The organism is Pantoea sp. CS_6 (assembly GCF_041954745.1).
In the GTDB taxonomy this organism is placed as follows: domain Bacteria; phylum Pseudomonadota; class Gammaproteobacteria; order Enterobacterales; family Enterobacteriaceae; genus Pantoea; species Pantoea stewartii.
Window position 1 is genome coordinate 13996 of sequence record NZ_JAVAYG010000019.1, and the last position, 22072, is coordinate 36067.

Sequence of the window (22072 nt, forward strand, 5' to 3'; positions counted from 1 at the left end):
TTCGCATCATTTGAATTCATAAAAAGATGGGAATTAGCTTAAGTAGAAATGTTATGCATTCTGAAGGTAGTTAATGAATGAAATGACGAGGTTTTTTCCTTAGCTTGGAGATTTTTACAACAAAAATGAGCCTTTGGGTAAAAAACATTTCACTTTCAGACTCCTCTAATATACTGTATGTATGTACAGTTTTTTGAGAAGGAGTTTGCTATGTATGACTGTTTTTTTGAGTCTGTGAAATTACAACGCATTGATTTGTTTTTAAAATTAGTCGCATCGAGTGATTGTAGTGAAGATGAAAAGAATCTCGCGATCCAATGGGTGTCTGAGCTGACTGATGAGCTTATGAAAAAGGTCAGAAGCCATGAATATGCCCGTTTGATGGAAGTATCTGAATAGAAGGGCAGGGCTGGATATGGGCGGAAAAGACAGCTTTCACCGGATTGTCTATCACGGCCAGGTTCTTGAGCATTACAAACAAGGTGAGTTCATTTTCTTTCAGCGCGCCAAAGAACAAGGTGGCGGGTACTGGCTGGGGCAGACGTTTGATGGCGTTTTTGTATTCACGCTGCCGCACCCAACAAAGTTTTGGGACGGTTGGGAATACCTGATCAGGTACGCACGCAGGCCGCCGTCGAAGCCTAATGTGATCGAATCCGGTGATACTTTCCCCCTTTTCTGAGCGCTGATGCGAGAGTGCATGTCTATGCTGCATGAATCCGCATGATCCCAAAAGGATCGTTTACCCTCTGGCCCGCCAATACTGGTGGGCTTTTTCATAGATCATGCAGGTGCATGAAAACCACTATATAAAGCGGGCAGGCGTGGCGGGGCTACGAGCGCGCGCAAGAGCTTTTAAAAAACAAAATTTTGTTGTAAATTGATAAGAAAATTTTACGGATTAATCCTATGTTAAAGTACTGGCTTGTCTGGGGTAGTTTGTTTGCATTACTCATGATTTTCATGGGGTCTATACCCTTTTCACCATTTGAAAAATGGTGGTTTACTGCTAACTTTATGTCCAATGTCGGCATCATAAAGGCATTTTTAGCAGTTCTGATTTTATGTTTAGTTGCTTACCTGTTAATAATTGGTGCTGCTTATAAACGTTACTCATTCAAAATTGAGCAGTTAAATTTTGGAGGTGTAAATATTCTTTTTGATAATTCTGATATTCTTTTCAAAAAAACAATTAAGAATTATCTTGATACTAAAAGAAGTTTATTTAAGTTAGATGCTCATCATGATGCATTTGATGAAGTTCTTAACTCATATTTTGAATGTTATAACTTCATTAGGACTGAAATAAGAATCTTAAACTTAAAAAGGCAGAGAGATAGAGAGCTATACAATGTTGCAAGTGAAGCATTGAAGGTGCTGAATGTTTTTTTAACTGAACATCAGAATAATTACAGGCGCTGGCATAAATATGTATCAGAGAAGGATAGTGTTCTTACTCAAGATAAGAATAGTGATGGGGACTTTATTTCATTGTCCTACCACTTAACTCCCATAGGAAAAGTACAAAGCTATTATTATCATTTTAACAAAATACTAGATGGGTTTTCTGATGTGAATAAATTTTTCAGTGCTGATTTTGCTAATAAGTTTAATATTGATATAAAGAAATGGAGCTAGTAATGCATAAGACCTTTTTGAGCTATCATCATGCTAATGAACAAGATTTAAAAGATGAAATAATAAAAAATTTTGGGGGTGCTAATTTTATAGATAAGTCTGTCAGTGATGGGGATATAAGTACAACAATTAGCGAAGAGTCAATCATGAGGAAGATTCGCGAAGACTATCTAGATGATACGACGGTCACTATAGTCTTAATCGGGAGTGAAACGAAAAACAGGCCTTTTGTTAATTCTGAAATACAAGCTTCGCTTTGGGGTGAAAACTATAATGGATTGATTGGTGTCATCAGAGACGAAATTTATGATTCTGTTTTTACTCCAGCAACATGTTTAGATGGAAATTGTGGTTGTGGGCTTAACCTTAGAAAAGTCGGGTGGGGTTATAATAATTATTTACCTTATTTAATAAAAGAAAATCATGTTTACCAAAAAACTGTCCCGCATTACAATGATACAGATGTTTTTTGCTCACTAGTAAAATATTCTAAGTTTATAAAGAATCCAGAATTTTACATAGATCAGGCTTTTGATAAAAGAAAAGCCATGGAACCTGCAGTTAAAAGAAATGCTGCAGATGTTCCTGCAATTCGCGCATAACCATTGTTTAGTTGGTAAATTTATAGGAGCATATAAGATATGCTCCTGTCTTAATATTATTCAGGCTCTAATTCATAAAAGCTAAATTTTACTACCTCTTCTCCGAGCCATACGTTAAGTTCTTCAAAGCGCTTTTGTAGGGGCATGAGTTCATTACGCACAAACACGCGGCTGGCCTTTTCAATGTCACCAAACCCGCCGGTGTTGTTGGGGATAATACCCATTAACTGAGGCGGCACGCGATGCACGGCCAGCATGTCATCCCGTGACACGTTTTTGATATTCAGAAACTCATCTTTGGCCGCCACTTCTGACAGCGGGATGATCTGAATGCCGTCTTTTTTCCCGTTCGGACTGTACATAAACAGGTTGCGGAAGTTGCCAGGGCCCTTTGCGCTTTTCATTGCGCTGCGGATGTTATCAACATCCTGCTGGCTCTGCGCCGGGTCGGTCATGTACATGATAAAGCCCGCGTGGCTGCCGTTGATGTAATACTTGCGGCGAAACAGCGTGGCCGATTCATTCAGCAGCGCGGAAGGGACAGCCGACAGGTAGCCCGGCACGCCGTAGATTTCCTGATTAATGTCCGGCTCCATCAGGTGAAACACGCTACCCTTTGTAAATTCATACGGCTCCGAGTTAAGGCCGTAATGCGCATACCAGTAGGTGTCCAGGTCAAGCCCGCGCCGCGTGTATTTGGCAAGCGATGGCTCCAGTTTCAGCGTGGTGCCGAGGCGGCTGGTACGTTTCTCCATGTACGCATTTGCAAACACCAGGTAATCCATCGCGAAGCGGGTAAAAGCCTGCTGACTTAAAAGTGGGTGCGGGATAAAGGTGCTCGCCAGAATGTTGCACTTAACACTGATGGGCGAGCTGTGATGGACAGCGGCGCGGAAGGTGCGCGCCAGCCCGTCAACGCTTACCGGCGGCTCATACCAGCGATCGTTGATGACGCATTCTACATAGTCCAGCAGTTCGCGCCGGTCAAGTACCGGGATCGGGTCGCCAAAGGTAAATGCCTCCGAGGCGGCTGTGTTGGTCATCTGTTCCGGCTGCTGCACGGGCTGCGCGCGCGTGCGGTTCCTGCGTCTGCTCATTAATACATCTCCACAATATTCTGCGTGTGTGCCGCCAGTCCCTGCAGCGGCTCATTTGCCAGCGCGTGCATGGTCGCCCAGGCTAAATCGCCGTGACTGACTTCCTCGCTGCGGCTGGTTTCATAGGTCGGACGGTTGCCGCTGGCCGTCGTGGCCTTACGGATGGACATAAACGACTGCGCGATATCGAGGTGGCTGGCGTCAAATTCCAGCCGCCCGGTGGCAATCGTGTCGTAGGCTTTTAAGACCAGAGCATTTTTCACCGTCGGGTTGTAAACAAACTCTTTCACCTGCGGGAAAAAAGCTTTGACGTTCTCATAGACGCCGAGGCCGACGCCGGTCGAGTCGATGCCGATATAGGTCACGTTGTACTGCTGCGTAAGGGTTTTAATGGCGTCGGCCTGCGCGCGGAAATCCATGCCGCGCCACTGGTGACGCTCAAGGATGCGGAACTTGCCGCCCGGCACGGCTGGCGGGGCAATCACCACGCAGCCCGCGCTGTCGCCGTTCTGCGTACCCTTCGCCGGGTCGTAACCAATCCAGACCTCTTTCCAGCCGAAGGGGCGCAGCGCCAGCGCTTCGAAGTCGTCCCACACTTCCCAGCTGTCCACCATGCATTTCTGCAGCATGGCAAGCTGGAATACAGAAGCAAGGTCATCCATAAACACGCACATCAGCAGGTTTTGATAGTCCTCGGGGCTGTAGCGTGTGCGCAGTTGCTCCAGGTCGAACAGGTCACAGCCGCCGCGCACAGCATCCTCAACGGTCACAATCTGCCGAAACTGACCGTCGGCACACAGGCGGCCAGCGGCAAGTGATGCGTGACTTAAGTCAATATCAACGCGGTCAGCTTTGGCGCGGCCCTTATTGAACTGTGCGCCAGACCAGAACGGATAGGCGCTGTGCGTGAGGCTGGACGGCGTGGAAAAGTAGGTTTCACGCCACTTCTTGTGCAGCGCCATGCCCGAGGCGACTTTCTGCAGTTCCTGAAATTTCGGTATCCAGAAATATTCGTCCAGGTACAGGTTGCCGTGGTAACTCTGTGCGGTGCGGGCGTTGGTGCCGAGGAAGTACAGGCACGCGCCGTTGGCCAGCGTCATCGGGTCGCCTTTAAGGTCTACGTCGGCCTCGCGGGCAAACTCCACGATGTACTGCTTGAATACGTGCGCCTGCGCCTTGCTGGCCGAGAGAAAAATCTGGTTTCGTCCGGTGGTGAGCGCATCAAGCAGCGCCTCGCGGGCAAAAAAGAACGTCGCACCAATCTGGCGCGATTTCAGCAGGTTGCGGACGGCGTATTTATTGCCCGCTTCCCACCACTGGCGCTGGTAGCCGAACATCGTGCTGTGAAAGACGTCCTGCAGCTTTTCGATCTGCGCATCGCTGAATACGTTTTTTTCAGGCGGTTTGCGCGGGCCTCTGTTGCGGTTTTCGACATTGGGGTTTAAATCCGCCTCATTGCCGCCATTGTTAAATTTCCCGATGCGTGCATGGCGCTCTGACTGCCGGGCCAGCAGGTCAATTTCTTTGTAGTCCTTTCCTTCCTTCACCTCTTTCATGACCAGCTGACAGTAGCGCGCGGCGGTGGTGAGCTGCATCTGGTCAAGCGGGCCGTAGTCGCCCCACTTGTCGCGCTTTTTCCAGCTGTGAACGGTTGCGGGTTTCTCTCCCAGCATTTCAGCAATGCGGGCGATGCGGTATCCCTGAAAGTACAGCAGCAAAGCCTGTCTGCGGGGATCGAGGTCTGCGGGGGCGATTGTCGTTGTCATGGCCCCAAAATACGGCCCGCCCGTTTCCTTTTCTGCCGCCCGTGATTGTGTGAATTACGGTACAACGTCGCCGCGTTGTTTCAGGACCCCCGTCGCCGCAAACATAGGGACTCACAGAGTTTTTATCTAACCGGAGCCTGGACAATGGCAAAGAAAGCAAAGCGTTTCCGCATCGGGGTGGAAGGTGCCACCACGGACGGGCGCACCATCGAACGCAGCTGGCTGGAGCAGATGGCGGTCAATTACGATCCGGCTGTCTACACCGCCGTGATCAACATGGAGCACATCAAGGGTTACACGCCTGACAGCGCGTTTCGCCGTTTCGGTGTGGTCGATGCGCTGGACACCGAAGAAATCAGCGACGGCCTTCTGAAAGGCAAGCTGGGCCTGTACGCGGTGATTAACCCGACGGATGAGCTGGTCACGATGACCGGCAACATGCAGAAGCTTTTCACCTCAATGGAGATTCGCCCGGAGTTCGCCGACACCGGCGAGGCGTATCTGATTGGCCTCGCTGTGACCGACGATCCGGCCAGCCTCGGCACCGAAATGCTGCAGTTCAGCGCCAGCGCAGGCGCAAACCCGCTGGCAAACCGCAAGCAGCATCCTGACAACCTGTTTACCGCCGCCACCGAAACCGTGATCGAGTTTGAGGACGTGGCCGACGAAAAACGGTCCCTGTTCAGCCGCGTATCCGCGCTTTTCAGCAACAAACAGAAGTCTGATGACGCGCGTTTCAGCGATGTTCACAGGGCCGTCGAGCTGGTCGCCACCGAGCAGCAGGCATTCAGCCAGCGCATCGAAACCGCCCTGAGCGAGCAGGCCAGCAGCCTGCAGGTGCAGCTGAGCGCAGAAGCTGCAGCCCGTGAACAGTTGCAGGCGGATTTCAGCCAGTTGCAGGCGCAGCTGAGCCGTGAAGACGGGCGGCAGGACTCCCGTCCGCGTACTCCCGGTAATGGCAACAGTAACAGCCAGGACGTGCGCACCGACTGCTGATGCAGGCGCGGCCAACCCTCTTAACGAACAGAGAACACGAAAAGATGAAAAACAACACCCGCTTTAAGTTAAACGCCTACATGTCGGTACTGGCGGAAATCAACAACATCAACCTGTCGGCCCTCAACAGCAAATTTACCGTTGAGCCATCCGTCGCGCAGACGCTGGAAACCAAAATTCAGGAGTCATCAGACTTTCTGACGCGCATCAACATTGTGCCGGTGCCAGAGCAGAGCGGCGAACGTCTGGGGCTTGGTATCGGCGGCACGATTGCCGGTACAACCGACACGACGCAGAAAGAGCGCGAGCCAACCGATCCGACCTACATTGACGGTGAAGGTTATAAGTGCACGCAGACCAACTTTGACACGGCGCTGCCCTACGCGAAGCTGGACATGTGGGCGAAGTTTGCCGACTTTCAGGTACGCATCCGCGACATGATTGTGAAACGCCAGGCGCTTGACCGCATCATGATCGGTTTTAACGGCCTCAAGCGTGAGAAAACCTCTAACCGCACACAGAACCCGCTGCTGCAGGACGTGAACATCGGCTGGCTGGAAAAAATCCGCCAGGAGAAACCGTCGCAGGTGGTCGGCCAGCATATCGACAGCAACGGAAAAGTTATCGCCGATAAAATTACCATTGGTAAAACGGGGCTTTTCCGCAATCTGGATGCCGTGGTCATGGGTGCCGTAACGGAAAAAATCGCCGTGCAGTATCAGGATGACACCGAGCTGGTTGTGATCTGTGGTCGCCAGCTGCTGGCCGACAAGTATTTCCCGATCGTCAATAAAGACCAGCCCAACACCGAAGCGCTGGCCGCTGATTTGATTATCAGCCAGAAGCGCATCGGCGGCCTGCCTGCGGTGCGTGCGCCGTTCTTCCCGGCAGACGCGTTGCTGATTACGCGCCTTGATAACCTGTCGATTTATGTCCAGGACGACACGCGCCGCCGCTCCATCATCGACAACCCGAAACGGGATCGCGTTGAAAACCTTGAATCGGTCAACGAGGCGTATGTGGTCGAGGACTACGACTGCACCTGCCTGATTGAAAACATCGAAATGCTGGAGCAGGAGCCAGAGCCGGAAAAAGAGGCGACAAGCAAAAGTAAGGAAGAACTGGCCGAAATCGTTGGCATGGCAGTCAGCATTATTAAGTCCATGAGCGAATCGGGGACGGCGCAGGCTGAATCTGGCACCGGTACTGGCGCTGACACCGGCACCGGCAGCGCAGGAGCGTAACCCGTGACCAATCCTTTCCGCGCGCATACGCGCTTCATTCAGGGACAGGAGGCCGCCCGCACGGGCGGCAATGGCCGCCATGCGAAAGGCTATGACCTGATGCTGCTGCAGCTTAACGAAGACCGCCGCCGCCTCAAGGGCATTCAGTCCACTGTCACCAAGGCGCGGATTAAGGTTGAGGTGCTGCCGAAATATGCCGCTTGGGCAGAGGGCGTGCTGAGCGCCGACGGGGGGCAACAGGACGACGTGATCATGTACGTCATGCTGTGGCGTATCGATGCCGGTGATTATGCCGGTGCGCTGACCATTGGCCGCCATGCGCTTAAACACGGCTGGGTGATGCCGGTCGGCAAGCGCAACACCGCCACCGTGCTGACCGAGGAAATGGCCGACGCCGCAAAGGCCGCCATTCTGGCCGGAACCACGTTTGACGCTGACCTGCTGCTGCAGACGCTGGACGCGGTGGACGGGGAAGACATGCCGGATCAGTCGCGCGCGCGACTGCATAAATCCATCGGCTGGGTGCAGACCGAAAGCAACCCGGTATCCGCGCTGAATCACTTTAAGCACGCCCTGCAGCTGGACGAAAAGTGCGGGGTGAAAAAAGACATAGAGCAGCTGGAGCGGAAACTCCGCAAAGACAGCTGATAACCGAACGTGCCCACGCGCGGGGCGGCACGGGGTGGCGACAGGCAGCGCCGCATCAAAACCCCGTCCACCGCCCACCTATTCAGGAGTAGTAAGGATGCAGTTTACAGCGCCAGAGCAGTCGCCGGTTGCGCCGGTCATTATCCCGAACAATTCATTCTGGCCGGATCTGGATTTGGCTAAGTTTCGCAGCGCGATGCGCGTTGACGGCACCGTGACGCCGGAGCGGCTCAAGCAGGTGGTACTGACCGCCATGTCAGAGGTGAACGCCGAGCTGTACCCGTGGCGGGAACGTCAGGAAATGGCCGGTTACAACGGGCTGGGTGACGTACCGGCTGAGCAGCTGGCCGGAAAGAGCGTGCGCCTGCACCACTATGAAAACGCCGTGTGGTGCTGGACGCGTGCGGTACTCAACGAGCGTTACAGCGACTTTGACGCCACCGCATCCGGTGCGAAGCGCGGCGAGACGCTGGACGATGCCAGCGGCGATTTATGGCGCGATGCGCGATGGGCCATCAGCCGCGTGCAGGATCTGCCGCATATTACCGTCGAGCTTATCTGATGAAAGTGCGTGCGCAGCAGTATGACACGGTAGACGCACTTTGCTGGCGTCACTACGGGCGCACGCAGGGGCTGTCCGAGCTGGTGTTAAAGGCTAATCCGGGGCTGGCGGAATACGGCCCCACCTTACCCCACGGTTTAGAGGTCGAGCTGCCGGACGTTGCGCCCGCAGCCACGGCGCAGACCGTGCAGCTATGGGACTGAATCATGTGGGAAAGAATCAGTACGTTTATTACCTGGTCGATGGCCGTTTTTATGGCGTGGCTGGGCGACCTGTCGGTTAAAGACGTTTCAACATGGGCCGGGCTGATCATCGGCATCGGCATGGCGCTAATCAGCTGGTACTACAAGCACAAAACCTACCAGCTGCTGGCAGGCGGGCGCATCACGCGGGAGGATTATGAATCTGCAAACCGTTAAACGCTGCGCCGTCGGCGCGGTGCTGGCCATCGCCGCCACACTGCCGGGCTTTCAGCAGCTGCACACCTCGGTTGAGGGGCTGAAACTTATTGCGGATTACGAAGGCTGCCGCCTTAAGCCATACCTGTGCGATGCGGGGGTGTGGACCGACGGTATCGGCAACACAGAGGGGGTTGTGCCCAGCAAAACCATTACCGAGCGGCAGGCCGCCGGGACGTTTATCACCAATGTGTTACGCGTTGAGGCGGCACTGGCGCGCTGCGTGGCGGTTTCCATGCCGCAGCAGGTTTATGACGCGCTGGTGTCGCTGGCGTTTAACGTCGGCACCGGCAACGTGTGCGGCTCAACGATGGTAAAACTCATTAAGGCCAGCCGGTGGCGCGATGCCTGTTATCAGCTGCCGCGCTGGGTGTACGTGAAAGGCATGTTTAATCAGGGGCTGGATAACCGGCGCGGGCGCGAGCTGTCATGGTGCCTGAAAGGGGCGGCAGCATGATGCGCGCCGTTGTGGTGACCTGCTTTGTGCTGCTGCTGGTGACGGCCGGGCAGCTGTCGTGGCAGCTGCACAGCGCAAACAGGACTATCGGGACGCAGGCGGCAGAGCTGGCCGCAAAGGATAAAAAGCTGAGCCAGAAAAACAGCCAGCTGATGGCGGTCAACATCCTGGCACAGAGCAGCAACCTTGCACAGACGCAGCTGTATGCGGCGGCTGAGAAAAATAACGCACTGCTGCGCCAGCGGCAGCGCCAGATTGAGGATCTGAAACGTGAAAATGACGCCCTTCGCCGCTGGTCTGATGCCCCTCTGCCTGATGCTGCTGTCCGGCTGCGCCAGCGACCGGCCATCACCGGAGGCGAATCTTACCGTCAGTGGCTGTCCCAAAATAACCCGCTGCCAGCTGGGGCCGTCGGCGGCGCGCACTAACGGCGATTTGCTGGTCCTGCTGGATGAGACAGAAACCGCCTGGGCGGCCTGCGCCGACAAGGTGGACACCATAGTAACCTGCCAGGATAAAGACGATGAACAAGCCGCAGTCCTTGCGCGAAGCCCTTAACAGCGCTGTTGCCTACCTGCAGGAGAACCCCGACAGGCTGTACCTGTTTGTGGACAAAGGGGCGTCGGTAGGCACTTCTGCCGCCTCGCTGTCATGGGAATACCGCTACACGCTGAATGTGGTGATTACGGACTTCACCGGCGATCAAAACCTGCTGATGGCGGCGGTGATGTACTGGCTGCGCACCAACCAGCCCGATGCGCTGCAGAACCCCAATGAGCGCGAACAGTTATGCACGTTTGAGGTGGACATTCTCGGCAATGGTGCGTGTGACATCAGCATTAATCTGAAACTGACAGAGCGGGTTATTGCCGAGGAAGTCAACGGCGTAACAAAGGTCAGAGCCGTGCCTGAGCCGGGCAACCCTTTTGAACCGGAGGAAATCTGGACGGTGAGCCGTGGATAATCTGCACGAGGTTGACGCCTGGCTGGATGCGCTGCTGGCAAAGCTGGAACCGGCAGAGCGCAAAAAGATGCTGCGCGAGGTGGCGCGCGACGTGCGGCGGATTCAGCAGGCCAACATGACGGCACAGCGTGCGCCCGACGGCAGCGCATGGGAACCGCGCCGTGTATCGGCCAGGACAAAGCCGGGACGCATCAAGCGCAAGATGTTTGTGAAGCTGAAAACAGCAAAGTACCTCAAGACAAAGGCAACAGGCGACAGTGCAGAGGTGGCTTTTGTGCCTGCCGTGCAACGGCTTGCCCGTGTACACCATTACGGCCTGCGTGACAGGGTAAGTCGTCGTGGCCTGAGTGTTAAATATACCGAACGTCCGTTGCTAGGTATTGATAATGAAACAGAGAAAAGTGTAAGAGATAGTCTTCTTAGTTTGCTATCTAATTGATATGGCAATATCAATGGAAGAAGATTATTTTGAAGGTTGTTCTTTAGTCTCCTTTTTTTGATAGATGTCATTTACTTCTACAATGGATGGAAATGCATAATTTTTCATAAAATCATTTGCTTCTTTTGCATTAGGCAGGTTTATAGCAATATGATTTTTGACTTCATCAATTTTTTCCTTGTTACCTAGAGAAGAAAACGCTGCTACAAAATACATGGAGATCAGCGATTCGAAGTATTCTGAAATTGTTAGGGTGTTTTTGTTGTATTTGGTTCGAGCGTAATTTTTAAAAAATTCCCATTCTGATTCTGCATTTTCGATATCCTTTTGATTTAATATTGCAGCCATTAGTAGTGAGTAAATGTTAGTTTCCTGGAGGTGATGAATGTTATCATTGATGATTGTTGATTCAGATATTCTATCTCTTGGAATTATATACAAGATGCATAACCAATAAAAAGTTAGCATGCTGCACTTCTCAATATTGTTCTTGGTTTTTTTAATCTCAACTTCAATCTTATTGAGAACAGGCGTCATATCAGGAATTGCTATCCCTTTATGCCCTTTAAGTATTAGTTCTATTTTATCAAGTAAAGCGTTCAAAAACATGTCGTAATTTCCTTTCGCATACTCATCCTTGTTGCCCATCCAATACTCTGCTGCCCATTTTCCAGTAACTACATTTGGCAAGAGTGATATGATATTTATTCTTTCGCTTTTACATTCATCTTGTTTCAATACAAAATTTTTAATCAAATTTCTAGAAATTGCAGCAAGGCCGTTAAAAGTTAGGAACGGTTTTTCATTAACATAAGTCATGTAATTATGAGTTGGGTGATCTGTTATTTCTTTTGGCAGTGATGAAAGTGCATGAATGTATTTCGAACGCATCCCATAAGCACTTTTTATGGCAATCTCTAAGTCTCTTCTTCCTATTACTGAGAAATTATTGCTGCCAATGGGATTGTAAAAATCCTGTTCTAAACCATCCATTACAAAAGAAAAAAATTTCCTGCTAATCCCAATGTGCTCTTGAGATATTATTGTTTCTCTAATTTGGTTGGCTACATCCTCCTCGACTTTATTAAGGATTTTGTCAAGAGGCTTTCTTTTATTATCTGCATAGTCTTGCCAGTTTGTCTTATAATCAGTGTGATATTGAGCCAGCGATTCAATTGACGCTACTAGTAAGGCATAAGCCGCATCGAAATCATCAGCAATTCTTGCCATTGCTGTGACATATCGGCGCATTGCTTTCATAGAAGTTTCATAGCTACTTCGACTAGTGTTGAGTAACTTGTATGTGAATTCGTTTAACTCTTTCATTTCTTCATCTTGAATAAAAACTGATTCATCAAAGAATCTATGGATGTATTTTCTTGGGTCGGTTTTTCTGCGGGATGTGGGGCTTGCTCTTAGTAATTCCGTGGCGTTATTAAAAGAGGTTGTGCAAAGCGTGTTCAGGTAGAATGATATTAATAAAGAGAAGTCATCAATCATTTCATGACCAGAAGTTGATATTAGTGCATTCAAATTACCATGTTCATCATGGGTTTCTTGCTTCTCAAAAACTTCTGCAATGATAATGTTGCTGTCGTGGAATTTATTTGATTTATATATTTTCCCAATAATAAGGCTGAATGAATCTGTAAAGAATTGCATGTTGGTATAAAGAGGGGATCTATGAGTTGTTTCATTAAAACTGTTGCCAGTAAAAAAATTGCCATTGCTTATCTGTAACATGGGTCTTATCCGATGAAATTTGATTGTGCCAACATTAGCACAACCTTACATGCTCTTAGTTTCATTGGATAGATGGCATCCTCTTTCAATGAACGAAAAACTTACCGAAATCATGCGCCTCATCACCAACCTGATCCGAACCGGCACCGTGTCCCAAGTCGATCCGGTTAACTGGCTGTGCCGGGTGAAAACGGGCGACCTCGAAACCAACTGGATTAACTGGCTCACCCTGCGCGCCGGTAATACGCGCACATGGTGGCAGCCCACCGTTGGCGAACAGGTCATTTTACTGAGCATGGGCGGCAATCTTGAAACCGCCTTTGCGCTGCCCGCCATTTATTCCGATGCATTCCCGCCGCCTGCGAATTCAGAGAACGGCAGCGCCACGCAGTACAGCGACGGCGGATTTTTTCAGTACGAACCGGCAACCGGCCAGTTGCTGATAAAGAACATCAAAAGCGTGCGCATCGAAGCGGCGGACGGCATTCAGCTGCTGACTGAGGCATTCGGCGTTGAGGCCAGTAAAACAACCCTCAACAGTGAAACGGCCATTAACGGCGCAGTGACGCAGGGCGGCGGCGCGATGAGTTCTAACGGCGTCGAGGTGCATACCCATAAACACGGCGGCGTTAAGTCCGGCACTGACACATCAGGAGGCCCGGCGTGATGTATCTCGGCATGAACCGCGACACCGGCAAAGCACTGACCGATCTCGATCATATTCGTCAGAGCGTCAGCGACATTCTGATGACCCCGGAGGGCAGCCGCCTGGCGCGCCGTGAATACGGCTCCATGCTTTCAGCGCTCATCGATCAGCCGCAGAACGGCGTCACCCGTATACAGGTCATGGCGGCAACCTACACCGCACTGAGCCGCTGGGAGCCGCGCATCCGGCTGATTTCAGTGAATTACACAACGGCTTATGACGGTTCGATGGTCGTTGAGATAAACGCACAGCGTGCCGACGGTTCGCCGCTGGCAATGACCATACCAACGGGGGTGAACCGTGGCAGTGATTGATTTATCGCAGCTTCCCGCGCCGGAAGTCATTGAGGTGCCGGACTTTGAAACGCTGCTGGCCGAACGTAAAGAAAACCTGATTGCGCTGTATCCGGCTGACGAACAGGCCGCCATGCGCAGCGTGCTGGCGCTGGAATCCGATCCGCTGGTCAAGTGCCTGCAGGAAAACGTCTACCGCGAAATCCTGCTGCGCCAGCGCATCAACGAGGCGGCGCAGGCGGTCATGGTGGCCTATGCGCTCGGCACCGATCTGGATCAGCTGGCGGCTAACAACAACGTTAAACGCCTGACCATCAGCCCGGCTAACCCCGACGCCATGCCGCCCGTGGCGGCGGTGATGGAGTCCGACGACGATTTACGCCTGCGCGTGCCGGGTGCCTTTGAGGGGCTGAGCGTGGCCGGGCCGACGGCGGCGTATGAGTTTTACGCCAAGAGTGCCGACGGGCGCGTGTCTGACGTGTCGGCAACGAGTCCGGCACCGGCGGAGGTGCTGATCACGGTACTGAGCCGGGACAACAGCGGGGCGGCAACGGCGGATTTACTGAACGCAGTGAATGTCGCGTTAAATGCCGAGGAAGTGCGCCCTGTGGCAGACCGCGTAACGGTGCAGGCGGCCGCGATATTTGATTATCAGGTAAAAGCCACGCTGCACCTGTTTGACGGCGTGGCCGCAGGCCCGTGCCTGGAGGCGGCGCAGGCCGCAATGGATGCCTACCTGACTGACCAGAAAAAGCTGGGCCGCAGCGTGCGCCGCGAGTCTTACGGGGCGGTGCTGCGCGTGGCGGGCGTGGACTGGGTGGAAATCACCGAACCGGCGCAGGACATCATTCTGAACCGCACGCAGGCGGGCAACTGCACTGCGGTAGCCGTTACCGTTGCCAGCGATAACGGGGGCAAAGGATGAGCCAGAGCCTGTTACCGCCCGCATCCTCGTCGCTTGAGCGCAGGCTTGCAGAGGCGTGCAGCGGCATCAGCGGGCTGGACGTCCCGCTGCGCGACCTGTGGAACCCTGCCGCCTGTCCGGTGTGGTTTCTGCCTTACCTTGCCTGGTCATTTTCGGTGGACCGCTGGGACGAGGCCTGGACAGAAACCGTTAAACGCCGCGTGGTGATGGATGCGTTTTACATCCATCAGCATAAAGGCACCATCAGCGCCGTGCGCCGCGTGGTGGAGCCGTTCGGCTTTCTGATCCGCGTGCTGGAGTGGTGGAAAACCGGCGAGACGCCCGGCACGTTTCGCCTGGATATTGGCGTGCAGGATCAGGGGATTACCGAGGAAACCTATCAGGAGCTTGAGCGGCTTATCAGCGATGCCAAACCCTGCAGTCGTCACATGCTGGGAATGAGCATCAACCTGCAGAGCGGCGGCCCGTGCTTTACCGGTGCGGCCAGCTACGACGGCGACGACCTTGCCGTTTATCCCTACACGCCCGATCTTATCTCCGTCAGTGGCCCGGCATATGCGGGCGCGGCGGTTCACGTTATCGACATGATGGAAGTGGGACCATGACACAGAAATTTTACGCCATAGTGACCAACCTGGGCGCGGCGAAGATTGCTAACGCCGTGTCGCTCGGCACAAAACTGAATATCACCCACATGGCCGTTGGCGACGGCGGCGGCACGCTGCCAACGCCCAACGCGGCGCAGACAAAGCTGGTTAACGAGGTGCGCCGTGCGGCGCTTAATTCGCTGACCGTGGATGCGGCCAACAGCAGCCAGATTATTGCCGAGCAGGTTATCCCCGAAACCGAGGGCGGTTTCTGGATCAGGGAAATGGGCCTGTTTGACGCTGACGGCTCGCTGATTGCGGTCTGCAACACGGCAGAAACCTATAAGCCGCAACTGCAGGAGGGCAGCGGGCGCACGCAGCGCCTGCGTATGCTCATCATCGTGAGCAGTACCGAGGCCGTGACCCTGAAAGTCGATCCGTCTGTGGTGCTGGCGACGCGCCAGTATGTGGACGAAAAAGTATTAGAGGTGCGCCAGTACGCTGACAGCCTGATGACGGCGCACCTGAAAGCCGCTGACCCGCATACGCAGTATGCACCGAAGGAAAGCCCGACCCTGACCGGCATCCCGAAAGCCCCCACGGCGGCAGCGGGAAACAGCAGTACGCAGCTGGCAACCACGGCGTTTGTTCAGGCCGCGCTGACCGCCCTTGCGGGCGGCGCACCTGCCGCGCTGGACACCCTCAAGGAGCTGGCCGACGCGCTGGGCGGCGATGCGAATTTTTCCACGACGGTGCTTAACAGGCTGGCCGGTAAAATGGACATCGCGAAAAACGGCAGCGACATAGCGAACGTGTCCGCGTTTCTTAAAAATCTCGGCCTGGGCGACGGTTCGGCGCTGCCTGTCGGCGTGCCGGTGCCGTGGCCTGTTGCAACAGCTCCATCAGGCTGGCTGAGGTGTAACGGTGCCACGTTCAGCGCGTCAGACTACCCGCAGCTGGCGAAAGCCTATCCGTCGCTGCGGCTGCCTGACCTGCGCGGCGAGTTTATCAGGGGCTGGGATGACGGACGCGGGGTTGACCCGTCCCGCGCGTTGTTGTCCGCACAGGAGGCGACGGTAGTGGGCGGTTATGACGATAACGAATCCGGCGATTTCAGCGCCATCAGTTCACCGAATTACGCATTCAGTGACCCGTTAACCGGCGGCCAGCTGGCGATGATTCAGGGCAAGACCTGGATAAACAAGGCAAGCAGTGCGATGGATTCGTACAACTGGTATGCATTCGCCTCTACCCGCCCGCGTAACGTCGCATTTAACTACATCGTGAGGGCAGCATAATGTCACAGCAGAACAGTGAAGCACTGAGCGCGGACGGCCTGGCTGTCGCGCCCGTTACCGTAAACGTGTTTAACTTTGATCAGGCGAGCGGGATTTACACCGGCAGCAGCCTGGAGTTTCTGCCAAAAGGTGTCGGTCTGCCCGCGCACTCTACGGCAGTCGCGCCCCCTGATGACGTTGCCGGGCAGGTGTGCGTTTATAAAGACGGCAGCTGGCAGCAGGTGCCGGACCATCGCGGCGAAACGGTTTACAGCACGGCAACCGGTGAGGCGGTTACAGTGACGCAGCCCGGTGATTATCCGGCCGGGACAACGCCGGTTAAGCCAGAAACGGCCTTTGACCGGTGGGGCGGCGCAGCGTGGGTAACTGACAAAGCGGCAAAACAGCGCGCCGCCGTTGAAGCGGCCCAGGCGGAGAAAAACGCCCGTATCACCGAGGCGGCGGGCGTGACACAGGCATGGCAGACGCAGCTGATGCTCGGCATTATTTCCCCCGACGATAAGGTAAAACTCACGGCATGGATGACCTACCTGCAGGCCGTGCAGGCGACAGACCCCACCACCGCACCCGCTGTCAGCTGGCCTGACCGGCCCGCGCAGTAATCAAAGGCCCGTTTCGGGCCTTTTTCCTTTGTGTCATCTGCCAGACAATGGCCGCAGGGTGCGCCCGCGCGCCATCCCTTTCACCATAGCGGAACCCCTTAACAGAGGATCTGCTCTATGGCACAGGATTATCATCACGGCGTGCGCGTTATTGAAGTCAACGAAGGCACCCGAACCATTACCACCGTCAGCACGGCCATCATCGGCATGGTCTGCACCGCCGACGACGCCGACGCGGCAGCGTTTCCGCTCAACCGTCCGGTTTTACTGACCGACGTCACTACCGCCATCGGCAAGGCCGGTAAAACCGGTACGCTGGCCGCCTCACTGGACGCCATCGCCGACCAGGCAAAACCGCTTGTCGTCGTTGTGCGCGTCGCGCAGGGCGAAACCGAGGCGGAAACCACATCCAACATCATCGGCGGCGTGACCGCAGACGGGATGCGCACCGGCATGAAAGCTCTGCTGGCCGCGCAGAACGTCTGCGGCGTCAAACCGCGCATTCTCGGCGTGCCGGGGCATGACACAAAGGCGGTGGCAACCGAGCTGCTGAGCGTCGCGCAGACCCTGCGCGCCTTCGCGTATATCTCGGCGTACGGCTGCAAAACCGTGTCAGAGGTCATTGCCTACCGCGCCAATTTCAGCCAGCGCGAAGGGATGCTTATCTGGCCTGATTTCATCAGCTTTGACACCGTGCTGAACGCTGACGCGACGGCGTATGCCACCGCCCGCGCGCTCGGACTGCGCGCCAAAATTGACGAGGCGACCGGCTGGCACAAGTCCCTGTCTAACGTCGGCGTGAACGGCGTCACCGGCATTTCAAAAGACGTGTTCTGGGATTTACAGGACCCGGCAACCGATGCGGGCCTGCTGAACCAGAACGACATCACCACGCTTATCCGCAAGGACGGTTTCCGCTTCTGGGGTTCACGCTGCCTGAGCGATGACCCGCTGTTTGCCTTTGAGTGCTACACCCGCACGGCGCAGGTGCTGGCCGACACGATGGCCGAGGCGCAGATGTGGTCCGTTGACGGCGCGCTTAATCCCTCGCTTGCCCGCGACATCATCGAAAGTATCCGCGCCAAACTGCGCAGCATGGTGAATCAGGGCTATCTCATCGGCGCAGACTGCTGGCTGGATGACACCGTAAACACCAAAGACACGCTAAAGGCCGGGCAACTCATTATCGATTACGACTATACGCCGGTGCCGCCGCTGGAAAACCTGATGCTGCGCCAGCGCATCACGGACCAGTATCTGGTCAACTTTGCCGCCAGCGTTAAAGCATAAGGAGCTGAACACATGGCCTTACCCCGTAAGCTAAAACACCTGAACCTGTTTAACGCAGGCGACAACTGGCAGGGCGTGATCGAATCGCTGACCCTGCCGAAACTCACCACGAAGTTTGAAAAATACCGGGGCGGCGGGATGCCGGGCGCGGTAGATATTGACATGGGCCTGGACGATGGCGCGCTGGATACGGAATTCACCATTGGCGGCACCGAGGCGAAGCTGTTTAAACAGATGGGTACGCCGACGATTGACGGCATTCAGCTGCGCTTTACCGGCTCCATTCAGCGCGACGACACCGGCGAGGTGCAGGCGGTGGAGCTGGTCACCCGTGGCCGCTACAAGGAGCTGGATTCCGGCGAGTGGAAAACGGCGGACTCCAACACCACCAAAGTGTCGGCAACCAACAGCTACGCCAAGCTGACCATTAACGGCGAAGTGCTCTACGAGGTGGATCTGGTCAACATGGTTCACATCGTTGACGGCAAAGACCTGCTGGAAGCGCACCGCAGCGCGCTGGGCCTGTAATCACGGCGGCAGGCGCTGGCCTGCTGCTTTTATCAATTTCATTCAGTGGATTAAGAACATGAGCGAAAACATCAACGAAAAGACCGTCACCCTGGACACCCCAATCATGCGCGGCAAAACCGAGATTAAAGAGATTGTCCTGCGCAAGCCGCAGTCCGGCGCACTGCGCGGCGTGCGCCTGCAGGCGCTGATGGAAATGGACGTCAACGCGGTAATGGCCGTGCTGCCGCGCGTGTCAACGCCTGCGCTGACCGTGCAGGAGGTCAACGAAATGGACCCCGCCGATTTACTGGCGCTGTCGGTGGAGGTGGTCACTTTTTTGTTGCCGAAGTCGGCGCTGTCGGCTTTCCCGCAGAGCTGACCGTTGACGATCTGGTGGCAGACATTGCCACCGTGTTTCACTGGCCGCCGCCGGTCATGTTCGCGGAGTCGCTGGCGGACGTGCTGATGTGGCGGCACAAAGCGATCCTGCGTAACGGAGCCGGTGACGATGAGTGACAGAAACCTGCGCCTGCAGGTGGTATTAAGCGCGGTAGATAAAATTACCCGCCCTTTCCGTAATGCGCGCGACGGCTCCAGGGAGCTGTCAGCCGCCCTCAAAGCCAGCAAAGACAGCCTGAAAAGCCTGAACGATCAGGCCGGGCGCATTGACGGCTTTCGCAAAACGCGCCAGCAGCTTGCCGTTACTGAAAAAAACCTTGCCTCAGCCCGGCAGGAGGCCGCCGCACTGGCGACGCAGTTTGCCGCCACCAACCGCCCCACGGCGCAGCAGTCCCGCTTGCTTGAGCAGGCAAAAAACCGTGTTAATGACCTGCAGCAGAGCTACAACGGCCTGCTGCGCTCGGTACAGCAGCAGCGCGGCGCGCTGACCGCCGCCGGTATTGATACAAAGCAGCTGAGCGCGGCACAGCGCCGCCTGAAAACCGACGCCAGCGCCGCAACGGAGGCGATTGAGCAGCAGCAGCGCGAGCTTAAAAAGCTGGGCGAGCGCCAGGCTAAATTGCGCGCCGTGCGTGAGCGCTACGGCAAAACGCTGGAGGCCCGCGATAAGGTGGCCGGGGCAGGGGCGACAGCCACGGCGGCGGGCATGGCAATGGGCGTGCCGTTTGCTGCAGCAATCAAAGCCTCGGCGGATATGGAAGACGCCATGAAGGGCGTGGCAAAGCAGGTCAACGGCCTGCGCGATGACAAGGGCAACCGCACCGCGCAGTTTTACGACATGCAGGCCGCCATCAAGGCCGCCAGTGAGCAACTGCCGATGGAGCACGGCGCGGTTGACTATGCCGCGCTGGTTGAGGGCGGCGCGCGCATGGGTGTGACGAACCAGAATGATTCCTACGCCGACCAGAAGCGCGATTTACTGGCCTTTGCCACCACGGCGGCCAAAGCGTCAACGGCGTTTGAGCTGCCCGCCGACCAGCTGGCCGAGGGGCTGGGTAAAATCAGCCAGCTGTACAAGATACCGACCCGCAACATTGAGCAGTTGGGCGATGCGCTCAACTATTTAGACGATAACGCCATGTCGAAAGGCGCAGACATTATCGACGTGCTGCAGCGCATGGGCGGCAACGCCGACCGGCTGGACTTTCGCAAGGCGGCGGCGCTGGGTTCAACGTTCCTTTCACTCGGTGCCACCTCTGAGATTGCGGCGAGTTCGGCCAACGCCATGGTGCGCGAGCTGTCGATTGCCACCATGCAGGGCAAGCGCTTTCAGGAAGGGATGACGCTGCTTAAGCTTGACCCGAAAAAGATTGAAAAGCAGATGACCACGGACGCGATGGGGACCATCATCAGCGTGCTGGAGAAGGTCAAAAAACTGCCGGAAAACAAACGCCTGTCTGCCCTGACGATGATATTTGGCAAGGAGTTCGGCAAGGATGCGGCGAAGCTTGCCAACAACCTGCCGGAGCTGCGCCGACAGCTGGCCCTGACGCAGGGCGATGCCGCCAGAGGCTCGATGCAGAAAGAGTCTGACATCAATAAAGATTCCCTTTCCGCACAGTGGATGCTGACCAGAACCGGCGTAGCCAACACCATGAGCGGGCTGGGCGACACGCTGCGCCAGCCGCTGATGGACATCATGGGGGCGATTAAAAAGGTCACCGGCATGGCGGCGCAGTGGATCGAGAAAAACAAAGCGCTGGCTGGCACGCTGGTGAAAGTCGGCGCGGCGGTGTCTGCCATCGTCATCGGGCTGGGAACGTTAGCCATCGGCTTTGCGGCCATTGTCGGGCCGATGGCGGTTATCAGGCTGAGCATGGCTCAGCTGCGCTTTAAGGGCGTGGGCGCATTCGGGATGATCGGTAAGGCATTGCGTGTCGTCGGCAGCGGTGTTATCTGGCTGGGCCGCCTGATGTTTGCCAACCCTATTCTGGCCGTATTGGGCCTTATCGCAATGGCAGCAGTTTACATCTGGCGTAACTGGGACACCCTCGGGCCGAAGTTTGCGGCACTGTGGCAGCAGGTGACAGATAACACGTCGGCGGCATGGGAGGCAATCAGAGGCAAAATAGCCGGTGCGTGGACATGGGTTAAATCCCTGTTCGCAAATGGCGCGCTGCAGGTAATCATCGGCAAAGGCTGGGATGCGATACGTGACGGCATCGCCGGGGCATGGCAAAGCATTAAGGCAGCCGTGTCGCAGAAGTGGGATGAACTGGTTAACTCGGCCAGCACACTGCCGGAGCGGTTCAAAGAAGCGGGCAGCAACATGATCAGCGCCATGCTCGACGGCATCACGGCCAAATGGGAGGCGCTCAAGGCCAGGCTGTCATCAATGACAGACCTGCTGCCGGACTTCATGAAACCGTCCGCCGACAAGCCGGTGGTCCCTGCCGCGACCAGTGGCGGTAAACACCCCGACGGCCCTGTGGTCCCGCCGAGTCCGCCGCGTGTTTTCAGTCTTCTGCCTGATTTCATGAGGCCAGACGCCGGAGCGCCAGACCGGCCCGCTGCTGTCGTCGGGAGCGTCAAAACGGCGACCGGCTTTGCCGGGCTGTTTGATAACGGCGGCTACATTCCCGCCGGTCAGTACGGCATCGCGGGCGAGAACGGGCCGGAGCTGGTCAACGGCCCGGCGCGCATTACCAGCCGCCGCCGTACTGCCGCACTGGCCGCCTCGGCGGCGCTGGCGATGGGGATGGCTGCTGCACCTGCCGCTGCGCGCCCGCTTCATCCCATGAGCCTGCCCGCTGGCAGCTATGTGCAGGAAAAGGTCACAAAGCAAAGC

The 22072-nt window shown here is 55.3% G+C and carries 29 protein-coding genes; 26 read left to right on the forward strand and 3 right to left on the reverse strand.

Annotated features, from left to right (window positions below; translation table 11 throughout):
* Positions 1-210 precede the first annotated feature (210 nt).
* From RAC90_RS20015 to RAC90_RS20030, 4 genes are all read left to right on the forward strand, one after another.
* Positions 211-399: a hypothetical protein gene (locus tag RAC90_RS20015; protein ID WP_210531709.1), complete on the forward strand. Its 189-nt coding sequence runs from the start codon at positions 211-213 to the stop codon at positions 397-399.
* A gap of 16 nt (positions 400-415) precedes the next feature.
* Entirely contained in the window at positions 416-682 is a 267-nt protein-coding gene (locus tag RAC90_RS20020) for a hypothetical protein (RefSeq protein WP_375124710.1), read from the forward strand.
* Between the two features lie 227 nt (positions 683-909).
* Entirely contained in the window at positions 910-1638 is a 729-nt protein-coding gene (locus RAC90_RS20025) for a hypothetical protein (RefSeq protein ID WP_375096998.1), read from the forward strand.
* 2 nt (positions 1639-1640) lie between these two features.
* Positions 1641-2240, forward strand: coding sequence for a TIR domain-containing protein (locus RAC90_RS20030; protein ID WP_375096997.1), 600 nt, complete (start codon positions 1641-1643; stop codon positions 2238-2240).
* Positions 2241-2296: 56 nt separating this feature from the next.
* On the opposite strand, the gene RAC90_RS20035 is transcribed toward RAC90_RS20030, so the two are convergent.
* Both RAC90_RS20035 and RAC90_RS20040 read right to left on the reverse strand, forming a co-directional pair.
* Positions 2297-3337 carry a phage portal protein gene (locus RAC90_RS20035; protein ID WP_375124711.1) on the reverse strand — a complete coding sequence of 347 codons (1041 nt, stop codon included), beginning with the start codon at positions 3335-3337 and terminating at the stop codon, positions 2297-2299.
* The gene (locus tag RAC90_RS20040; RefSeq protein WP_375124712.1) at positions 3337-5103 is read right to left on the reverse strand and encodes a terminase ATPase subunit family protein; all 1767 of its coding nucleotides are present in this window, start codon (positions 5101-5103) and stop codon (positions 3337-3339) included. The genes RAC90_RS20035 and RAC90_RS20040 overlap by 1 nt, the downstream gene beginning before the upstream one ends.
* 144 nt (positions 5104-5247) lie before the next feature.
* Between RAC90_RS20040 and RAC90_RS20045 the strand changes: the two genes are divergently transcribed.
* The 11 genes from RAC90_RS20045 (at position 5248) to RAC90_RS20095 (ending at position 10871) form a co-directional block, all read left to right on the forward strand.
* Entirely contained in the window at positions 5248-6099 is an 852-nt protein-coding gene (locus RAC90_RS20045; protein WP_375124713.1) for a GPO family capsid scaffolding protein, read from the forward strand.
* A gap of 44 nt (positions 6100-6143) precedes the next feature.
* On the forward strand, positions 6144-7343 hold the full coding sequence (locus tag RAC90_RS20050) for a phage major capsid protein, P2 family (protein WP_375096993.1): 1200 nt from the start codon (positions 6144-6146) through the stop codon (positions 7341-7343).
* A gap of 3 nt (positions 7344-7346) precedes the next feature.
* Positions 7347-7991, forward strand: coding sequence for a phage terminase small subunit (gene gpM, locus RAC90_RS20055; RefSeq protein ID WP_375096992.1), 645 nt, complete (start codon positions 7347-7349; stop codon positions 7989-7991).
* A 97-nt stretch (positions 7992-8088) separates the two neighbouring features.
* Entirely contained in the window at positions 8089-8553 is a 465-nt protein-coding gene (locus RAC90_RS20060) for a head completion/stabilization protein (protein WP_375096991.1), read from the forward strand.
* Positions 8553-8756 (forward strand): tail protein X, encoded by a 204-nt coding sequence (locus RAC90_RS20065; protein WP_110021645.1) that lies wholly within the window; start codon positions 8553-8555, stop codon positions 8754-8756. The genes RAC90_RS20060 and RAC90_RS20065 overlap by 1 nt, the downstream gene beginning before the upstream one ends.
* 3 nt (positions 8757-8759) lie before the next feature.
* Positions 8760-8972, forward strand: coding sequence for an HP1 family phage holin (locus tag RAC90_RS20070; RefSeq protein ID WP_210532293.1), 213 nt, complete (start codon positions 8760-8762; stop codon positions 8970-8972).
* Positions 8953-9468 (forward strand): lysozyme, encoded by a 516-nt coding sequence (locus tag RAC90_RS20075; RefSeq protein WP_375124714.1) that lies wholly within the window; start codon positions 8953-8955, stop codon positions 9466-9468. Before RAC90_RS20070 ends, RAC90_RS20075 begins: the two co-directional genes overlap by 20 nt.
* Positions 9465-9896: an Rz-like lysis system protein LysB gene (lysB, locus tag RAC90_RS20080; RefSeq protein ID WP_375096989.1), complete on the forward strand. Its 432-nt coding sequence runs from the start codon at positions 9465-9467 to the stop codon at positions 9894-9896. The genes RAC90_RS20075 and lysB overlap by 4 nt, the downstream gene beginning before the upstream one ends.
* Positions 9784-10026, forward strand: coding sequence for an Rz1-like lysis system protein LysC (gene lysC / locus RAC90_RS20085; RefSeq protein WP_375096988.1), 243 nt, complete (start codon positions 9784-9786; stop codon positions 10024-10026). Before lysB ends, lysC begins: the two co-directional genes overlap by 113 nt.
* Complete coding sequence (locus RAC90_RS20090; RefSeq protein ID WP_375124715.1) at positions 9992-10432, forward strand: phage tail protein; 441 nt, start codon at positions 9992-9994, stop codon at positions 10430-10432. Before lysC ends, RAC90_RS20090 begins: the two co-directional genes overlap by 35 nt.
* Complete coding sequence (locus tag RAC90_RS20095; protein ID WP_210530745.1) at positions 10425-10871, forward strand: phage virion morphogenesis protein; 447 nt, start codon at positions 10425-10427, stop codon at positions 10869-10871. The genes RAC90_RS20090 and RAC90_RS20095 overlap by 8 nt, the downstream gene beginning before the upstream one ends.
* A gap of 24 nt (positions 10872-10895) precedes the next feature.
* Here RAC90_RS20095 and RAC90_RS20100 read toward each other — a convergent pair whose 3' ends face one another.
* Entirely contained in the window at positions 10896-12614 is a 1719-nt protein-coding gene (locus tag RAC90_RS20100) for a hypothetical protein (RefSeq protein ID WP_375096986.1), read from the reverse strand.
* An 88-nt stretch (positions 12615-12702) separates the two neighbouring features.
* On the opposite strand from RAC90_RS20100, the gene RAC90_RS20105 reads away from it, so the two are divergent.
* The 11 genes from RAC90_RS20105 to RAC90_RS20155 all read left to right on the forward strand — a co-directional run.
* The gene (locus RAC90_RS20105; protein WP_375096985.1) at positions 12703-13281 is read left to right on the forward strand and encodes a phage baseplate assembly protein V; all 579 of its coding nucleotides are present in this window, start codon (positions 12703-12705) and stop codon (positions 13279-13281) included.
* Positions 13281-13634, forward strand: a complete 354-nt coding sequence (locus RAC90_RS20110; protein WP_375097017.1) for a GPW/gp25 family protein — start codon at positions 13281-13283, stop codon at positions 13632-13634. The genes RAC90_RS20105 and RAC90_RS20110 overlap by 1 nt, the downstream gene beginning before the upstream one ends.
* Positions 13621-14538: a baseplate J/gp47 family protein gene (locus RAC90_RS20115; RefSeq protein WP_375096984.1), complete on the forward strand. Its 918-nt coding sequence runs from the start codon at positions 13621-13623 to the stop codon at positions 14536-14538. The genes RAC90_RS20110 and RAC90_RS20115 overlap by 14 nt, the downstream gene beginning before the upstream one ends.
* Positions 14535-15143 carry a phage tail protein I gene (locus RAC90_RS20120; RefSeq protein ID WP_375096983.1) on the forward strand — a complete coding sequence of 203 codons (609 nt, stop codon included), beginning with the start codon at positions 14535-14537 and terminating at the stop codon, positions 15141-15143. The genes RAC90_RS20115 and RAC90_RS20120 overlap by 4 nt, the downstream gene beginning before the upstream one ends.
* Entirely contained in the window at positions 15140-16423 is a 1284-nt protein-coding gene (locus RAC90_RS20125; RefSeq protein ID WP_375096982.1) for a phage tail protein, read from the forward strand. The genes RAC90_RS20120 and RAC90_RS20125 overlap by 4 nt, the downstream gene beginning before the upstream one ends.
* Entirely contained in the window at positions 16423-17025 is a 603-nt protein-coding gene (locus RAC90_RS20130; protein WP_375096981.1) for a tail fiber assembly protein, read from the forward strand. Before RAC90_RS20125 ends, RAC90_RS20130 begins: the two co-directional genes overlap by 1 nt.
* A gap of 117 nt (positions 17026-17142) precedes the next feature.
* Positions 17143-18315, forward strand: coding sequence for a phage tail sheath protein (locus RAC90_RS20135; RefSeq protein WP_375096980.1), 1173 nt, complete (start codon positions 17143-17145; stop codon positions 18313-18315).
* Positions 18316-18327: 12 nt separating this feature from the next.
* Entirely contained in the window at positions 18328-18843 is a 516-nt protein-coding gene (locus tag RAC90_RS20140; RefSeq protein ID WP_054633114.1) for a phage major tail tube protein, read from the forward strand.
* A 58-nt stretch (positions 18844-18901) separates the two neighbouring features.
* Complete coding sequence (locus RAC90_RS20145) at positions 18902-19204, forward strand: phage tail assembly protein (RefSeq protein ID WP_110957525.1); 303 nt, start codon at positions 18902-18904, stop codon at positions 19202-19204.
* 14 nt (positions 19205-19218) lie between these two features.
* Positions 19219-19341 (forward strand): GpE family phage tail protein, encoded by a 123-nt coding sequence (locus RAC90_RS20150; RefSeq protein ID WP_013027006.1) that lies wholly within the window; start codon positions 19219-19221, stop codon positions 19339-19341.
* On the forward strand, positions 19334-22072 hold a 2739-nt coding region (locus RAC90_RS20155), incomplete at its 3' end, for a phage tail tape measure protein (protein ID WP_375124716.1). The genes RAC90_RS20150 and RAC90_RS20155, both read left to right, overlap by 8 nt.

What these genes read in the sequence shown, in the direction of transcription:
- RAC90_RS20020 (WP_375124710.1), top strand. Translation starts at nt 416, where the DNA reads ATGGGCGGAAAAGACAGCTTTCACCGGATTGTCTATCACGGCCAGGTT.
- RAC90_RS20025 (WP_375096998.1), top strand. Translation starts at nt 910, where the DNA reads ATGTTAAAGTACTGGCTTGTCTGGGGTAGTTTGTTTGCATTACTCATG.
- RAC90_RS20110 (WP_375097017.1), top strand. Translation starts at nt 13,281, where the DNA reads ATGTATCTCGGCATGAACCGCGACACCGGCAAAGCACTGACCGATCTC.
- RAC90_RS20065 (WP_110021645.1), top strand. Translation starts at nt 8,553, where the DNA reads ATGAAAGTGCGTGCGCAGCAGTATGACACGGTAGACGCACTTTGCTGG.
- RAC90_RS20015 (WP_210531709.1), top strand. Translation starts at nt 211, where the DNA reads ATGTATGACTGTTTTTTTGAGTCTGTGAAATTACAACGCATTGATTTG.
- RAC90_RS20070 (WP_210532293.1), top strand. Translation starts at nt 8,760, where the DNA reads ATGTGGGAAAGAATCAGTACGTTTATTACCTGGTCGATGGCCGTTTTT.
- RAC90_RS20145 (WP_110957525.1), top strand. Translation starts at nt 18,902, where the DNA reads ATGAGCGAAAACATCAACGAAAAGACCGTCACCCTGGACACCCCAATC.
- RAC90_RS20130 (WP_375096981.1), top strand. Translation starts at nt 16,423, where the DNA reads ATGTCACAGCAGAACAGTGAAGCACTGAGCGCGGACGGCCTGGCTGTC.
- RAC90_RS20075 (WP_375124714.1), top strand. Translation starts at nt 8,953, where the DNA reads ATGAATCTGCAAACCGTTAAACGCTGCGCCGTCGGCGCGGTGCTGGCC.
- lysC (WP_375096988.1), top strand. Translation starts at nt 9,784, where the DNA reads ATGCTGCTGTCCGGCTGCGCCAGCGACCGGCCATCACCGGAGGCGAAT.
- RAC90_RS20045 (WP_375124713.1), top strand. Translation starts at nt 5,248, where the DNA reads ATGGCAAAGAAAGCAAAGCGTTTCCGCATCGGGGTGGAAGGTGCCACC.
- RAC90_RS20140 (WP_054633114.1), top strand. Translation starts at nt 18,328, where the DNA reads ATGGCCTTACCCCGTAAGCTAAAACACCTGAACCTGTTTAACGCAGGC.
- RAC90_RS20135 (WP_375096980.1), top strand. Translation starts at nt 17,143, where the DNA reads ATGGCACAGGATTATCATCACGGCGTGCGCGTTATTGAAGTCAACGAA.
- RAC90_RS20050 (WP_375096993.1), top strand. Translation starts at nt 6,144, where the DNA reads ATGAAAAACAACACCCGCTTTAAGTTAAACGCCTACATGTCGGTACTG.
- RAC90_RS20030 (WP_375096997.1), top strand. Translation starts at nt 1,641, where the DNA reads ATGCATAAGACCTTTTTGAGCTATCATCATGCTAATGAACAAGATTTA.
- RAC90_RS20040 (WP_375124712.1), bottom strand. Translation starts at nt 5,103, where the DNA reads ATGACAACGACAATCGCCCCCGCAGACCTCGATCCCCGCAGACAGGCT.
- RAC90_RS20035 (WP_375124711.1), bottom strand. Translation starts at nt 3,337, where the DNA reads ATGAGCAGACGCAGGAACCGCACGCGCGCGCAGCCCGTGCAGCAGCCG.
- lysB (WP_375096989.1), top strand. Translation starts at nt 9,465, where the DNA reads ATGATGCGCGCCGTTGTGGTGACCTGCTTTGTGCTGCTGCTGGTGACG.
- RAC90_RS20100 (WP_375096986.1), bottom strand. Translation starts at nt 12,614, where the DNA reads ATGTTACAGATAAGCAATGGCAATTTTTTTACTGGCAACAGTTTTAAT.
- RAC90_RS20120 (WP_375096983.1), top strand. Translation starts at nt 14,535, where the DNA reads ATGAGCCAGAGCCTGTTACCGCCCGCATCCTCGTCGCTTGAGCGCAGG.
- RAC90_RS20060 (WP_375096991.1), top strand. Translation starts at nt 8,089, where the DNA reads ATGCAGTTTACAGCGCCAGAGCAGTCGCCGGTTGCGCCGGTCATTATC.
- RAC90_RS20125 (WP_375096982.1), top strand. Translation starts at nt 15,140, where the DNA reads ATGACACAGAAATTTTACGCCATAGTGACCAACCTGGGCGCGGCGAAG.
- RAC90_RS20090 (WP_375124715.1), top strand. Translation starts at nt 9,992, where the DNA reads ATGAACAAGCCGCAGTCCTTGCGCGAAGCCCTTAACAGCGCTGTTGCC.
- RAC90_RS20105 (WP_375096985.1), top strand. Translation starts at nt 12,703, where the DNA reads ATGAACGAAAAACTTACCGAAATCATGCGCCTCATCACCAACCTGATC.